The organism is Sandaracinus amylolyticus (assembly GCF_000737325.1).
Classification (GTDB): Bacteria; Myxococcota_A; Polyangia; order Polyangiales; family Sandaracinaceae; genus Sandaracinus; species Sandaracinus amylolyticus.
The window spans coordinates 375048-390860 of record NZ_CP011125.1; the positions used below are offsets into that span (position 1 = coordinate 375048).

10 protein-coding genes are annotated in these 15813 nt (G+C 72.3%); 8 read left to right on the forward strand and 2 right to left on the reverse strand.

Annotated features, from left to right (window positions below; genetic code table 11):
• Positions 1-30 precede the first annotated feature (30 nt).
• From DB32_RS01540 to DB32_RS01560, 5 genes are read left to right on the forward strand one after another with little or no spacing between them, the layout of a single operon-like run.
• A complete protein-coding gene (locus tag DB32_RS01540) occupies positions 31-714 on the forward strand; it encodes a hypothetical protein (RefSeq protein WP_053230636.1) in 684 nt (227 codons plus the stop codon).
• 2 nt (positions 715-716) lie between these two features.
• A complete protein-coding gene (locus DB32_RS01545) occupies positions 717-1991 on the forward strand; it encodes a DUF58 domain-containing protein (RefSeq protein ID WP_053230637.1) in 1275 nt (424 codons plus the stop codon).
• Positions 1991-4645: a DUF4129 domain-containing transglutaminase family protein gene (locus tag DB32_RS01550; protein WP_157068591.1), complete on the forward strand. Its 2655-nt coding sequence runs from the start codon at positions 1991-1993 to the stop codon at positions 4643-4645. Before DB32_RS01545 ends, DB32_RS01550 begins: the two co-directional genes overlap by 1 nt.
• A gap of 10 nt (positions 4646-4655) precedes the next feature.
• A complete protein-coding gene (locus tag DB32_RS01555) occupies positions 4656-5708 on the forward strand; it encodes an AAA family ATPase (protein WP_053230639.1) in 1053 nt (350 codons plus the stop codon).
• Entirely contained in the window at positions 5695-7716 is a 2022-nt protein-coding gene (locus DB32_RS01560; RefSeq protein WP_157068592.1) for a hypothetical protein, read from the forward strand. The genes DB32_RS01555 and DB32_RS01560 overlap by 14 nt, the downstream gene beginning before the upstream one ends.
• A gap of 16 nt (positions 7717-7732) precedes the next feature.
• Here the strand turns inward: DB32_RS01560 and DB32_RS46240 are convergent, their stop codons facing one another.
• Complete coding sequence (locus DB32_RS46240; RefSeq protein ID WP_169791293.1) at positions 7733-8659, reverse strand: calcium-binding EGF-like domain-containing protein; 927 nt, start codon at positions 8657-8659, stop codon at positions 7733-7735.
• An 89-nt stretch (positions 8660-8748) separates the two neighbouring features.
• Here DB32_RS46240 and DB32_RS01570 point away from each other — a divergent pair, with 89 nt between their 5' ends.
• The 3 genes from DB32_RS01570 to DB32_RS01580 all read left to right on the forward strand — a co-directional run bounded on the left by DB32_RS01570 (position 8749) and on the right by DB32_RS01580 (position 13521).
• Positions 8749-10014 carry a patatin-like phospholipase family protein gene (locus tag DB32_RS01570; RefSeq protein WP_053230642.1) on the forward strand — a complete coding sequence of 422 codons (1266 nt, stop codon included), beginning with the start codon at positions 8749-8751 and terminating at the stop codon, positions 10012-10014.
• A 207-nt stretch (positions 10015-10221) separates the two neighbouring features.
• Positions 10222-10968 (forward strand): tetratricopeptide repeat protein, encoded by a 747-nt coding sequence (locus DB32_RS01575; protein ID WP_053230643.1) that lies wholly within the window; start codon positions 10222-10224, stop codon positions 10966-10968.
• A 306-nt stretch (positions 10969-11274) separates the two neighbouring features.
• A complete protein-coding gene (locus DB32_RS01580) occupies positions 11275-13521 on the forward strand; it encodes a Kelch repeat-containing protein (RefSeq protein ID WP_157068593.1) in 2247 nt (748 codons plus the stop codon).
• 49 nt (positions 13522-13570) lie between these two features.
• On the opposite strand, the gene DB32_RS49845 is transcribed toward DB32_RS01580, so the two are convergent.
• The gene (locus DB32_RS49845) at positions 13571-15745 is read right to left on the reverse strand and encodes a hypothetical protein (protein WP_157068594.1); all 2175 of its coding nucleotides are present in this window, start codon (positions 15743-15745) and stop codon (positions 13571-13573) included.
• Positions 15746-15813: the final 68 nt, after the last annotated feature.

Consider the following 15813-nt stretch of genomic DNA (forward strand, 5'->3'; position numbering starts at 1 on the left):
ACGTTCGCGTCGTGATAGCGTCACGCGTCGATGACGCCGGCGACCTCCGCGTCCCCGCGAGACCCGCGACGCGCACGCCGCCGTCGCCGCATCTCGCTCCTCGTCGCCGCGACGTGCTTCGCCTCCGCGTGGCTCGTGCCGAGCCTCGGCCACGGCACGATCGAAGAGCAGCGTGCGCGTCTGCCGCCGGCCGCCGAGTGCGAGGACGAGTACGTCGCGGGCGTCTGGCGCTCGCACACGTACAGCGAGGTCTATCGCGACTGGACCGTGTTCACGCTGACGATCCGTCGCGTGCCCGGACAGCCCGGACAGCTCGTCGGCACGATCCAGAACCACCAGTGGAGCGGCACCCCGCAGGACGAGGAGCCGCCTCCCTGCTCGCACGGCGGCTACGACTGGATCGTCTCGATGGACGCGCGCGGCTCGGTCACCCCCGACAACCGCGTGTTCTTCGGTGGCATCGGGATGTGGCGCCTCGACGAGGTGCGCTGTCAGGGCGGCCCCGGCGGCTACAACCTCGACAACTTCACCGGCGTGATCGACCCGTCGATCCTCGAGTTCCAATCCGTCAACAACGACGGAGGACGCGCCGTCGACGAGCCCGCGGTGTTCCGCCGCATCCGCTGCCCGCCGGTCGAGAGCGCGCAGTCGCCCACCGTGAACCCGCGCCCGCCCGCGTTCTATCCCGAGATGCGCGGCTGCGGCTGGCTCTGAGCATGAAGGCACGGCTCGCACGCTTCGCTCGCCGCGCGCGCGATGTGTTCCCGCTGACGCGCCTCGGCGTGGTCGTGGTCGCGCTCGTGTCGCTCGCGCTGTGGATCGGCGTGCGCCACGTCGATCTCGTGCTGCTCGGGGCGAGCGCGATCGTCGGCGTCGCGCTCGTCCTCGGAATTCTGACCGTGGTCATCGCGCGCTGGCGCGTCGTGGTCGCGCTGCGACGCATCGACGGCGACAGTGCGCTCTCGATCGAGTGTGGCCATCCCGCGCGCACCGGGTTCCGTCTGCCGCGCCTGCGATGGCTGCCGGGCGCGCGCGTGACGTGGACGTGGATCGCGCCGCACGCCGACCTGCGCATGCTCGAGGCGGGCGCGTGGATCGACGAGGAGGTCACGCCGCGCACGCGTCGCTGGAGCGACTCGCTCACCCGACGGATCGAGGTCGGCGACGCGTTCGGCCTGTGCGCGATCGCGATGGAGCACGTCGAGACGCGCCCGGTGCGCATCCTGCCGTCGGTCGGCGGGCTCAAGCAGATGCACGTCGTGCACACGCTCTCGGGCGGCAGCGACATCACGCACCCCGCGGGATCGCCCGACGGCGAGCGCCTCGATCTGCGCCAGTACGCGCCCGGCGATCCGATCCGCTTCGTGCTGTGGAGCGTGTTCGCGCGCACCCGCGAGCTCGTCATCCGCACGCCCGAGAAGGCGCTCTCCGCGGCGCGCCGCACGCTCGCGTACCTCGTGACCGGCCCTGCCGACGAGCCCGCCGCGGGCGCAGCGCGCGTGGCGGTCGACGTCGGCGCGCTCGGCGGAGACTGGGCGTTCGGCGCCGACGGAGTCGACGCGCCCGCGACGACGCGCGACGCCGCGCTCGAGGCGCTCGCGAAGAGCGCGTCCGCGCCGCACGAGCGCGCGGGCAGCGGGCTCGGCGCGTTCCTGCGCAGGGCGAGCAAGGACGGGGCAGGGCGCGCGGTGGTGTTCGTGCCGGGCAAGCCGGGCCCGTGGCTCGCGGGCGTGGTGCACGCGGCGAAGGAGCTCCCGGTCGACGTCGCGGGCCGCGCGCCGATCGAGTTCGTCGTGTGCACCGACGGAGTCGATCGCGCGAAGCCGCGCGCCGGGCTCGCGAAGCTCGCGCTGCAGGATCGCGACGAGCGCGAGATCGCGGTCGCGCACGGCGAGCTCCAGCAGGTCGTCGCCGAGCTCGGGAAGCTGCGCGCGAAGATCGTCATCGTCGATCGCCGCGGCGGTCACGTGCACCCGGCGGCGGGCGTGTGATGCAGAAGGTCGACCGCGCCCGCGAGGCCGATCGCGACACGCTCTTCACGCGCTTCGCGCGCAGCGCGCGTCATCCGCTGCGCGTCGTCACGATGGGCGTCGCGACGTTCTGCATCGTCGCGGACGTCGCGATGGGCACCGGCATCACCGCGGCCGTGCTCGGCGCGATGGCGGGCGTGCTCGCGGGCGAGATCCTCGCGCGCACGCCGCTGCGCCTCTCCTGGGTGCTCGGCGGGCTCGCGGCGATCGCGGGCGTGGGCCTCGCGATCGGCGGGACGATCGTGCGCGTCGAGGGCATCGTCGCCGCGCTCGGCACCGGGCTCTCGCTGCACCTCACGAGCTTCGTCTCCTACGGCAGCGTCGCGTTCTTCGCGACCGCGGCGATGCGCGCGACCGCGAAGCGGCATCCGTCGTGGATCGCGCTCGAGCTCGCGTTCCTCGTGCTCTCGGTCGCGGCCGCGCTCGCTGCACATCGCGGCGGCATCGTCGTGCGCCCGCTCTGGCTCAGCGACTTCGCGTGGCGCCGCGGGATCGATCCCGCCGACGTCATCCTCGCGATCGGCATCGCGTCGGCGCTCGTCGCGATCTCGCTGCTGCTCTTCGAGCGCAAGGGACGCCTCAGCCTCGCCGCGCTCCCGCTCGTGCCGCTCGTCGCGATGCTCGTGGTGTCGTGCTTCGAGATCACGCGCGAGCAGGCCGCGCTCGGCGAGAGCTCGCCCGACTCGATCGACAGCGATCAGCAGGGCAACGACACCGGCGAAGAAGGTGACGACCAAGGCGGCACGAGCAGCGGCCTCGACGGCGGCGTGCCGCGCGACGGAGGCGGCAGCGGCGACGCAGGTCGCGCCGACGGCGGTGGTGGTGGCGGCGACGGCGGCCTCGATGGTGGTGCGGGCGGCCGCGCCGATGCGTCGCTCGACGGCGGCGCGAGCGGCGGCGGCGACGCCTCGCTCGACGGCGGCGCGAGCGGCGGCGGTGGTGATGCGTCCTCGCTCGACGGCGGCGCGGGTGGTGGCGACGGCGACGGCGGCGCGAGCGGCGGCGGCGGCGACGCGTCGATCGTCGACGGCGGTGGCGGCAGCGGGAGCGGCGCCGATGCATCGAGCGGCGGCGGCGGCGGCTCGCGCGGCGACGGCGGCAGCAGCGGTCAGCCGAGCGCGTGGGACGCGGGTGTCGGCGACGACGAGCTCCCGCCGCCGCGCGAGACCGGCGAGCAGGGCGAGCAGGGTGGCCCGGTCGATCCCAGCGAGCTCCAGGACCAACCGCCGCCGAGCGGCGGCGGCGGATCGTCACCGGTCGCCGTCGTGCTCTTCGAGCGCGACTACTCGCCGCCCTCGGGCAACTACTACTTCCGCCAAGAGGCGTGGACCGAGCTCGAAGGCGTGCGCCTCGTGCCCACCACGCACGAAGGAGCCGACGGCGATCTCGCGCGCGCGATGCCGACGTCGCGCGCGCCGGTGAGCGCGCCGCCGCCCGCGCTCGGTCGCGATCAGGTGCCCGCGACCGTCGCGCTGCTCGTCGCGCACCCGCTGCCCTTCGCGCTCGAGTCGCCGGTGTGGTTCGCGGAGGCGCGCAACCCCAACCCCGGCCAATTCCGCCGCGCATATCGCTTCCTCTCGATGGCACAGACCATCGGGTACCAAGATCTGCTCGGACGAGGTGCCGGCGATTCCGCGTGGCCCGCCGAGGTGCGCGCGCTCTACCTCACGACGCACCCCGACGCGCGCTTCCAGGCGTTCGCGGACGAGACGATCGCGTCGATGCCCGAGGCGCGCCGCGACGACCCGTTCGCGCGCGCCGTCGCGATCAAGCTGCGCCTCGACGAGATGCTCACGTACTCCACGCGCGAGCGCCACGCCGACGCGGCGGATCCCGTCGTCGACTTCTTCTTCGGCAACCGGATCGGCTACTGCGTGCACTTCGCGCACACCGCGGTGTTCCTCTTCCGCGCCGCGGGCGTGCCCTCGCGCATCGGCGTCGGGTACATGAGCGAAGAGGCGAACCGTCGCGGCGGCTCGTCGCTGGTCATCCAAGCGGGCGACGCGCACGCGTGGCCCGAGGTCTACGTCGAGGGCGTCGGCTGGATCGTCCTCGACATCGCCGCGCACGAGAACCTCGATCCGCCGCGCCCTCCGCAGGACGAAGAGCTCCAGCAGCGCCTCGGCGAGATGGCGCGCGAGCAGCCGCCGGATCCCGAGGACGAGATCCAGCCGCAACAGACGCGCCGCCAGCAGGGCTCGCTCACGACGGCGCTGTGGATCCTGTTCGCGCTCGCGATCGCGCTGGTCCTCGCCGTGCTCTACGCGATCAAGCTCTGGCGCCGCGTCGCGCCCGCGTTCGCGTCGAGCCGCGCGCGCCCGCGCGTCGAGTACCGCGCCGCGCTCGATCGCCTCGCGGAGGTCGGCCTGGTCCGCGAGCACGGCGAGACGCGCGAGCAGTTCGCGGCGCGCGTCGCGCAGACTTCGCCCGCGTTCGAGCGCGCGACGGCGCTGCTCCTCGCATCGCGGCTCGGACATCCCGGCGCGCCGCCTTCCGATCCCGCAGCGTGGCGCGACGCGACCGCATCGATGAAGCGCGAGCTGCGCGCTTCGACCAAGACGTGGCGACGCCTGCTCGGCCTCGCGCATCCGCTCTCGTTCCTCGACTCGCGATGAGGTGATCCCAATGGGCAGAGAGACCGATCACGGCGGCATCCAGAGCGAGCACATCACCTATACGCCCGCGCCGCGCATCGAGACGCTCGACGGCGCGTTCGGTGTCGTCCACCGCATGCGCGGCAGGCTCGCGCGCGCGGTGCGCGGTCGCGACGACGTGATCGACACGATCATCATCGCGATGCTCGCCGACGGGCACGTGCTGCTCGAGGACTTCCCCGGCTCGGGCAAGACGACGCTCGCGAAGGCGCTGGGCGACTGCATCATCGACGACCGGCCCGACGACGACATCGTCGCGATCCGCCGCATCCAGTTCACGCCCGATCTGCTGCCGAGCGACGTGACCGGCACGACGATCTTCGATCCCAACACGAACAAGTTCTTCTTCCGCCCGGGCCCGGTGTTCGCGCACGTCGTGCTCGCGGACGAGATCAACCGCACGTCGCCGAAGGTGCAGAGCGCGCTGCTCGAGGCGATGGGCGAGAAGCAGGTCACGGTCGACAACCGCACGCGCAAGCTCGACCCGCTCTTCTTCGTGATCGCGACCCAGAACCCGCTCGACTTCAGCGGCACGTTCCCGCTGCCGAGCGCGCAGCTCGATCGCTTCCTCTTCAAGATCAAGATGAAGCACATCCCGCGCGACGCGGAGCTCGAGGTGCTCGCGTCGATCCGCGCGAGGCGCCACGCGGGCGGCGCCGAGGACGACATCCCGCGCATCACCCGCACCGAGATCCTCGACGCGCGCGAGGTCGTCGAGGCGCAGATCCACATGGCGCCCGAGATCCGCGAGTGCCTCGTCGACATCGCGGAGACGACGCGCCGCGATCCGCGCGTGCTCCAGGGCCTCTCGACGCGCGCGCTGGTGCTGATGATCCCCGCGCTCCAGGCGCGCGCGCTGACGCGCCGGCGCAACTACGTGACCGACGAGGACGTGCGCGCGCTCGCGCACTTCATCTTCTGCCATCGTCTCGAGCTCGCGCCCGGCGCGGGCGACGTCTACGCGCTGACCGACGAGCTCGTCGCGGGCCCGCTCGAGAAGCTGGTGCGGCGTGTCGCGCGTTAGATTGATCGCGCTGATCGCGATCCTCGGCGCGCTGGTGTCGATCGGCGAAGCGCAGGATGCGTCACTGCCCGACGCCCACGCGCCCGACGAGGAGGAAGCGCTGCAGCTCCTGTCCGACGGGATGGCGGTCGGCGCGCGCACCCAGGCCGAGCGCGTGCTGCGTCGTGATCCCGACTCGGTCGTCGGTCACTACGTGCTCGGCCGCGTGCTCTTCGAGGCCGAGGGCTCGCTCGGACGCGCGATGTTCCACCTCGGCCGCGCGCGCGAGCTGCACGAGCGCAGCACGCTCGACCCGCACTCGCCGTTCCATCAGCAGCTGCTCTACACGACGTCGCGCCTCGCGGGCCAGATGGAGCTCTACGACTACCAGCTCGAGCTCCTCGGCTACTACGATCACCTCTACGATCCCGACCTCGTCGCCGAGCGCTGCTGGCCGCTGATGAAGCTCGAGCGCCAGGACGAAGCGCGCCAGTTCGCGTCGATCGCGGTCAATTCACCGAACCCGTGGCAGCGCTCGGCGGGCCTCAACGCGATGTGCGCGCTCGAGGGCGAAGCGCGCACGCGCGAGCCCTACTTCAACGCGTGCCTCGCCGCGCTCGAGGACGCACGACGCGGCATCGAGCGCGCCGCGCCCGACGAGGAGCAGCCCGGCATCGCGGTCGACGCGTACAACGCCGCGCTCGCCGCGACGGTCGCGCTGCGCTTCGAGGAGGCCGAGCGCTACGCGCTCGAGGGCGTGCAGCGCTTCGAGCCCACCGGCGCCGATCCGTGGCAGCTCCTCGTCGAGCTCTACCTGAGCGAAGCGCGCATGGACGACGCGCTCGGCGCGTTCGCGTCGATGATCCGCTGGAACGATCGCCAGCCCGCGTCGATGCGCGATCAAGGTCGCGCCGAGACGGAGGCGGTCGCCGCGATCGTGCTGCTGCTCGCGGGCGAGACCGTGCGCGCCGACGAGCGCATCGATCGCGCGCTCGCGCGCCCCGATCGCCGCGGCCTCACCACCGACGGCGCCGAGCAGGCGCGCGGACGTCACGCGCTGTTGCGTCGCATCATCCGCCGCACGCTCGAAGAAGAGCGCGCGGAGCGCGCGTCGTGGACCGGGCTCGGCGCGCGTGTCTCGACGTTCGCCGAGTCGATCCCGCGTCGCGTCGCGCGCTGGCCCGACGACGAGCGCATCCTCGGCGTGCTCGCCGACGACGAGCGCCTCGTCGACACGCTGCGCCCGTTCATGGCGGGCGGGATCACGGGGCTCTCGCCGTGGCTCACCGGCGAGATCGTGTCGGTGCTCGGCCCGGCGATCGTCGCGGTGGCGCTCGCGGAAGCGCGCGCGCGTGACGCACAGGAGCCGCGCGCGACGCCGTTCTACGACGCGCTCGAGGTCGAGATCGCGGCCGCGCGTGGAGATGGCGAGACCGCGGTCGCGCTCGCGCAGCGCATCCTCCCGCAGCTCGCCGAGGCGCGCGGCTTCGCGCTGGTGCGTGCGCGCGTCGCCGCGATCGCCGCAGCCGCCGCCGACGACGCGGGCATGGAAGCGCAGGCCTACGAGCTCTACGCGACCGCGCTGGAGATCGACCCCGGCGTGCTGCGTCGCCTCGGGCTCGCGCTGCCGATCTCGATCTCGCATCGCGGCGGTGACTCGGAGAGCGCCGCGTCGCTGCTCGCGTCCTCGCCGCGCACGACCGAGCGCGATGGAGCGCTCGCGCTCGACGTCGAGCCCACCGCGCGCGGTCTCCGCGCATGCCTCCGCACTGCGAGCGGCAACGAGCTCCGCTGCGTCGAAGCGAGCGCGCCGCCCGAGACCGACGAAGCGCGCGCGGCCGAGGCCGAGCGCGACCCCGAGCTCGCCACGCTCACGCTCCCGCAGCGCCTCGCGCGCGAGGTGCATCGCGAGATGTGGAGCGCGCGCGTCGAGCTCTCGCGCGTCGACCTCTCGAGCCTCGACGGTCGCCCGATCGGCGGCTCGACGCTCGCGAACGAGCGCCTTCGTCAGCTCGTCGACGAGCCGTAGCGCGACCGCGCGCGCATCAGAAGCAGTCGGGCGAGGGGCCGGTCACCGTGCCGACTCCGTCGGAATTGATCGCGAGCGGCCCGGAGCAGGCCATCCAGGAGGAGCAGTACTGCTCGCACGTCTGCGCCGGGCGCGTGCAACTCGCGGTGTCGCGGAAGCAGGAGAGGAAACGATCCCGGTAGTAGTCGGGGCGACTGCCGCACGCCGTCCCGCACTGGTCGCACGTGGGCCCGGTCCAGTCGGAGCTGCACGAGCAGGAGAACGACGAGCCGATGCTCGTGCAGAAACCGCCGTTCCGGCAGGGATTCGGAGCGCACGCGTCGTCGATCTCGCAGCGCGGCCCCAGGTAGCCCGGCGCGCAGGTGCACATGAACGTGGCCACGCCTTCGACGCAGCTGCCTCCGTTGTGGCAGGGGTTCGGCGAGCATTCGTCGATGTCGGTCTCGCAGGTCTCGCCCTCGTAGCCGGCGCGGCAGGTGCACGTGAACGAGGCCACGCCATCGGCGCAGGTGCCTCCGTTCTGGCAGGGGCTCGGCGAGCATTCGTCGATGTCGGTCTCGCAGGTCTCGCCCTCGTAGCCCGCCGCACACGTGCACGTGAACGAGGCGACGCCATCGGCGCAGGTGCCTCCGTTCAGGCACGGGCTCGGCGAGCATTCGTCGATGTCGGTCTCGCAGGTCTCGCCCTCGTAGCCCGCCGCACACGTGCACGTGAAGGCCCCGTCGTCGTCCTCGCGGCACGTGCCTCCGTTCAGGCACGGGCTCGGCTCGCAGGGGGCCGGTCCCGCGTCGGCGGCGGTCGACGCGTCCTCCTCCGTGCCCGAGTCGACGGATCGACCCGCGTCGAGTGCGCGGCCGGCGTCGTCGTCGGAGCTCGAGTCGGTGCTCTCGCAGCCGATCGCGAGCAGCGTTGCGAAGGTCAGGGCGTAAAAGGGTGCTCTCACCCGACGAGGCTCGCACTCGTCGGGGTCGTCGGTCCACACGCGCGCGAAGTGCCATCGATGTTCCCGGGTGCGGTATCCTCGGCGGCTCCGTGCCGATTCCGAGCCGCGCGAGCATCCCGCCTCCGTCCACCCACCGCGGCGAGTCCGCGATCGTCCTCGCCGGTGGCGGAGCGCGTGGCGCGTACGAGGCGGGCGTCCTCTCGTACGTGTTCGGCGAGCTCGCGCGGCGCTGCGGCACGCCGCGCATCGACATCGTCTGCGGCACCAGCGTCGGCGCGATCAACGGCGGCTATCTCGCGTCGGTGCTCGACGATCCGATCCCCGGCGTCGAGCGCCTCGTGCAGCTCTGGAGCGCGCTCGAGCTCGATCAGGTGATCGGCTTCGGCGTGATGCAGGCGACGAAGCTCGGTCGCGTCGTGATGGGCGGCCGCAGCGGCGCGGGCCTCTTCGACGCGACGCCGCTCACGAAGATCGTCGACGAGAACATGCGCTGGCAGCGCCTCGTGCGGAACCTGCGGCGCGGCGTGCTCAAGGCGCTGACGATCAGCGCGACGCACGTGGCCACCGGGCGCCCGTGGATCTTCGTCGATCGCGCTCCCGACGTGGAGCTGCCCGTCGGCCTTCCGCCGAACGTCGTGCTGCGTCCCGATCGCATCGGCCCGCAGCACGTGCTCGCGTCCGCGGCGATCCCGATGCTGTTCCCGCCGGTCGCGGTGCGCGGCGAGCTCTTCGTCGACGGCGGCCTTCGCCTCAACACGCCGATGTCGCCCGCGATCCATCTCGGCGCGCGGCGCTTGCTCGTCGTGTCGCTCGCGAGCCAGCCGCTCACGCCGACGCCCGCGTTCGCGCCCGGCGTGTACCCCGGCGTCGCGTTCCTGCTCGGCAAGATCCTCAACGCGTTCCTGCTCGATCACGTGAACGCCGACTTCCTCGAGCTCGAGCGACAGAACCGCTTCATCGACGACGGCGTCGCGCTCTTCGGCCCGCAGTTCGTCGACATGATGAACGCGCGCGCGGTCGCGATGGGACGCCCGCCGCGCCATCGCATCCACGCGCTCGCGGTCTACCCGCGCGAAGACATCGGGCGCGTCGCGAACGACCATCTGCGCAAGAACCACGTGCGCTTCGGGCGCCTGCTGGGGCGCGGCCTGCTCAAGCTGCTCGACATCGGCGAGGGCAGCGACGCCGACCTCGTGAGCTACTTGCTCTTCGACGGCCACTACGCGCGCGACCTGATGCGCATGGGCTACGAGGACGCGCGCTCGCGCGAGGAAGAGCTCGCGCGCTTCTTCTTCGATCCCGACGCGCCTCCGCCGCCTCCTCACGACGACATCGTCGACCCGCCGCTCGATTGAGCTCGCGGGAAGACGCACGTGAGGAGCCTGCCCGCGGTGCGCAGATCACGTACGGTACGTCGTCTGATCCACATCCTGTGGGCCCCCGTGGACACGCTGTGGATAGATCTGTGGAAGTGCGCGGATCCACCCATGATTCGACAGTGGATCCCCCTGTGCTATCACTGAGGAATCCCGCTTGCGACGAATGCTCCAGGAGCGTGCGACGTGACGCGGCCCAAGGAGGCCGAGGCACCGGAGTCGGCGGAAGATTTCCTCCGGCTGGCGCTCTCGGCGTCCGACGCGAAGGCGAGAGCGCGCTGGGCGCGCGCCGGGCTCGCCCTCGATTCCACCGACCTCGACCCCGATACGCAGGTGTTGCTCCTGCGACAGCTCTACCTGTCGCACGTCGAAGCGCGCCGGCTGCGCAAGGCGGTCGAAGTGGCCGAGCAGATGGCCTCGATCGGCCCTCTGCGCGACATCGCGCATCACGACGCGGCGCGCGTGCTCGCTGCGCTCGGCGAGCTGTCCGACGCGATCGTGCAGCAGCGGCTCGCGGCGCGTCACGCGCCGGCGGAGCGACGCAGCTTCCACCTCTGGAGCCTAGGTACCTTCCAGCACTGGGCCGGCGACGTCGACGACGCGCTGCGCTCGTTGCGGCGGGCCGAGCGCTGGGCGACGCGAGACCGCGCGATGATCCGCGCGCACTCCGCGTACGTGCGGCTCACCGCGGACCTCGCGGTGGCCGAGCTCGACGCGATCGTGACCGCGCTGCAGAAGAGCCCGGCGCGCGAGGGCTACGGCCAGTGGCTGCTCGGGATGATCGCGTACGAGCTCGGCGATCGGCGCAAGGCCGCGGTGCACCTGCGCGCGTGGCTGCGCAGGCACGCGGCGCCCGACGAGGCGAAGACGATCACGCTGCGCGAAGAGCTGCGAAGAGCGCGCACGGCGCTGGCGCAGATCGAGAGCGACTGAGCGCGCTGACGCGCGACGGCGCGGATGCTACCGCTCGCGCGGGGCAACGACGCGCGACGTGGGTCGATGCGTGCGCGCTCACCGAGGGAGGCTCTCGTGCGTCGATATCTCGCGCTCGCCCTGTTGCTCGTCGCGTGTGAAGACCCGATCTGCAGTGCGGGCACCGAGTACGACCGCGGCGAGAAACGCTGCATCTGCCGCGAGCCACGCGTCTGGACGGGCGAGGCGTGCGTGTACGATCCGGCGGGTGGTGATGCGGGCAGCAGAGCGGACGCGTCCGTCGATGGCGCGATGGCATCGCCGCCCGTGTTGACGACGGTTGGGCTCTCGTCGTACCAGCCGATCGCGGGCGAGCTCTTGCGGGCCCACGCGGGGCGCATCCTGGCCGATGAAGCCTCCGATGCCGACGTCGCGTACGAATGGTTCGTCGACGACGTGTCGAGGGGAGCGGAGCCTCGGCTCGACACGGCCGGGCTCGATGCCGGGCAGCAGATTCGACTCGAGGCATGGGCGAGGTCCGGCGATGTCGAAGGTCCGCGCGTCGCGGTCGGCCCCGTGACCGTGCACGACGCGCCCGCCTGGAGACCGCTGCTACCGCACCTGTCGTTCAACTCCGTTGCGGTCGCGCACGACGAGCGGCATTCCCGTTGGATCGTGGTGTCGCTCGGGGTTGCGTGGGAAACACGCATCGAGGCGGGTGTGCTGCGGTTCACACCGCTCGCGACGACCGGGGCGGGACCCGTGCCGCTGCACGTGATCCTGGGCGCGGCGATCGATGCTCTCCGTCATCGCATGTACGTCGTGGCGGTCCAGCCTTCGATCTCCGCGGCTGTCGACGTGTTCGCGCTCGACCTCGCGGATCGTGGGCACGAGCGCTGGACGAGACTCGACGCAGCCGGTTCGGTCGCGGAGAACACGCGCTTTCTGTCGGTCGTGTACGACCCCGCAACCGAGGTGTTGTGGATGCTTCCGGGCTTCGACGATGCGGGCGAAGTCGCGACCGTCCACGCGCTCGATCTGCGGGACGACACCCCGGAGTGGCGCTCGTTCGCGCGGCCTTCGGGGATCGAGGCGCGCGGCGGCTCGGCCGTCGCGCTGTCGCCGATCGAGCCGTCGATCGCGTACTCGTTCGGTGGCCTGATGCCCGACGGAACGATCTCCGGCCAGGTCGTACGTCTCTCGCTCGATCCCGCGGACCCGCGCGGCGAGTTGCTCGAAGGCGTCACACTTCCGAGCGGTCGATTCGGGGCGTCCGCCGTCGCGGCTGGAGGTGCGATCTTCGTCGCTGGCGGAGTGGCCGCGCTCTCGTCGACGGACCGCATGCCGCAGGGCCTCGCCCGGTTCGATCCCGTCGCGTCCACGCTCACGACCGAGCTCGAGACGTTCGAGAGCTCCGACTTTCTGGGCGTCGTCGCGCGTGACACGGAGCGCTCCGAGGCTGCGCTTCAGTACCTCCGCATCGCGCCCGATCGCACTTCGAGCACGGTGAGCGTCACGCGGCTCGAGGGCGCCGCGGCTCCTGTCCCGCTCGCGTCGCTCGACGTTCCTGTCGAGCTCTCCGATACCTCGTACCACCGCGGACCCGATCGAGCTCTCGCGATCCGAGATGCATCCAACGCGCTGTATTGGCATCTCGACCCCGAGCGCGCGCGATGGACGTCCGTTCCGATCGCATCCGATCCGCTCAGCGGAAGGCCGACCGCCCGCGCCGGCATCCGCAGCGTGGGGAACCTCAGGAGCGACATCGTCTACCTCGGCACCGACATCGAAGGCGCGCCGGTCGACGATGGTGCGTGGATCGTCGTCGAGGCTCCGGAGCTCACGTGGCGACGATTGGCCTTCGCGACGGCGCCCGGGGAGCCCTCGAGTGTGCTCTCACTGCCGCAACGGACGGGAAGCTCGTCGATTCGAGCGAGCTGCCGGTCGAGCACGTGGATATTCGGCGGCACGAGCGGGAGCACGGGACCGCGGGTGGCCGAGCTCTGGGAGCTCGTGTGTCGCGAAGCCGATGCTCGACACTGCGAGCTTCGCGCCGCCTCCACATCCGCGACGTGGCCGTCCGCGCGAGCCAGCACGACGATCATTCCGACGACCCAGCCCGTCGTGGGTGCGTGGATGTTCGGCGGGAGCATCGGTGCCCAGAGCTCCGCGAGCGACGTCTGGTTCCTCGATACGTGCGCTGGAACGTTCTCCGCGGTGACTCCGTCGGGGGATCCACCGCCCGCGCGGTCAGGGCATTCGGCGGCTCTCGTCGAACGTGATGGGCTCGCAGAGATCGTCTACTTCGGCGGGATCGATCGCGACGCCGATCTCGACACGAGCACGCACTACGACGATGCCTGGCGCCTCACGATCCGTGGCGCCGACGCGGTGGAGTGGGCGTCGATCGAACCGACCACAGCGTCTCGGCCCAGCGGTCGCACCGGACACGCGTCGATCCTCCATCGCTCGCTGTCGGCGACCACGGAGCGCCTGATCATCGCGGGCGGTCGCAATCGCGCGAGCGGCTCGTCGTCGCTCAACGACGTCTGGGAGCTCGTGCTGCGGCCGTGACGAGGAACGCGAGCTGGGCCGCAGCGATCCGCGGCCCAGCTCTCGGCGTTCACATCGAGTACGCGCTGCCCGCCGCGCCCGTGAGCCCGCCCGGCGCCGACCCGAGCGCCGCGCTGCCACCCGCGCCGCCGCTTCCCGGCGAGCTCGCGGTGATCGCGTTCGACGAGCTGGTCACCGCCGACGCGATCGCGAAGATGCCGTACGACGGCCCACCCGGGCCGCCCGAGCCGGACCCCGAGTTGCCGCCGCGACCGCCGCTTCCGCCGTTGCCGCCGCCGCGCGCGTCGTCCGCGCCGTTGCCGCCCGCGCCGCCGTTGCCGCCACCCCCGCCGTCGCCGCCGTTGCCACCGCGGCCACCGTTGCCGCCGGTGCCGGAGATGATCGTGTTGCCGCTCGCGTCGATGCGCGCGGAGCTCGCGAAGATGCCGAACGAGCCGCCGCCGCCGCCGCCGCCGAGGCCCTGCGTGCCCGCGCAGCCTCCGCCACCACCGCCGCCACCGCTGCCACCGCGGTCCGCGTTGCAGACACCGGACGCGCGGCCACCGCCTGCACCGCCGCCGCCACCGCCGCCGCCGCCATGCGTTCCGGGCGTGCCATCGGTGCCGCGCGGCGGTGCGTACAGCCCGCTCGCGACGACGCCGATCGACACGACGGGCGCAGCGGCATTCGTGCCGTTCCCGCCGTTGCCGCCGCCGACCGACGGCGTTCCTCCGGCGCCAGAGCTGGCGAAGCACACGGCCGCCGCACCGCCGCCGCTGCCGCCGGGACCAGCCGTGCCGGTCGCGGAGCCCATCGTGCCGGGCGAGCCCGCCGCGCCTCCGCCGCCGTCGTGCCCGCCGTTGCCGCCCGCGCCCCCGGGAGCGCATGCCGACGCGCCGCCGCTGCCGCACGGCGTGCTGGCGCAGGTGAAGCCCGAGCAGCCGTTGCAGCCCTCGAACCCGCGGCGTCCGTCCTGACCCCCGGCGCCGGGCGCTCCGTCCGTTCCCGGCGCGCCTGCCGCGCCGTTGCCGCTGCGGATCGTGTTCAGACGCAGCGTGACGAGCCCCGTCGAGTTCACGATTCGCACGCCGTACGAGCTCTCTCCGCCCGCGGTCGCGCCCGCCGAGACAATCGTGAAGAGCTGCACTTCACTGTCGCGCGTCAGGCCGGAGCCGAGCACCGCCGTCGTGCCGCCGTCGATCTGCGACACGAAGCTCGCGCTGCGACGCCAGCCCTGCGCCGCGTTGTAGCCGCCGAAGATGCTCACGCCGTCGGCGAGCACGATGCTCTCCGCGTACGCGCCGGCCGCGACGTAGACCTCCATCCGCGCGCGGCCCGACGTCCGCGCGAGCTCGATGCCGCGCGTGATCGTGGCGACCGGCATGTCGCGCGTGCCGGGGTTCGCGTCGTTCCCGCCGAGCGCGAGCGGCGCGACGAACACACCGATCGACGCGTCCCCGTCGATCCCGTCGCAGTTCGTATCGGCGAAGGTCGGCTCCGGACGATCGTCTCCCGCGGTCGCCGTGCACTCGCAGCCGTTCGCGCTCATTCCGTCCGCGTCGCCGAAGCCCTCGGCGCACGCGACGCCGCACGCGCCTGCGCTGCACACGGCCACCTGGTTGAGCGCAGGCGCGGGCGTCGGGCACACGATGCAGTCGTTCGCGCCGGTCCCGCAGCGCATCGGGTTCGTGAGCACGTCGTCGTACTCGGTGCTCACGCACATCCCGGCCGACTCGACGCACTCGTCGGCGCTGCAGCTGTTCGAGTCGTCGCAGTCACGCGAGCCCGGGCTCTGGCACCGCCCTTCGACGCACACCTCGACGCCGTTGCAGAAGTTCCCGTCGCCAGTGCAGTCGGTGTCGAACTCGCACGCCGGCGCCTCGCTGCACCCGATGCGGAGGTAGCAAGCGGTCCCGTCGGGGCACGCGGTGTCGTCGGGCGTGTTCTGGCATTCGTCGGTCGCGGTCACGCACTCGTCGCGCGTGCACGAGATGCCGTCGTCGCAGGTCGGGATCGCGCTCGCGATGCAGCGATTCTCCCGGCAGATCAGCCGACCGTTGCAGAAGATCCCGTCGTCGGCGCAGTCCTCGTCGAACTGGCACTCACCGCTCGTGCTCCCGTCGCCCCGCGCCGCGTCCGACGTGCTGCCGTCGCGGCGACCTCCGCTTCCTCCATCGGCGCACCCGGCGATCGCGGCGCCGGCACAAGTCAAGAGAACGAGCCAACCCCATGCTCGCAAAGCCATCCCGGATCCACCTCTCGGCTAGGTTCAGCGAGCGTACACGAATGCACCTCTCCCCCACCACGGGGGGC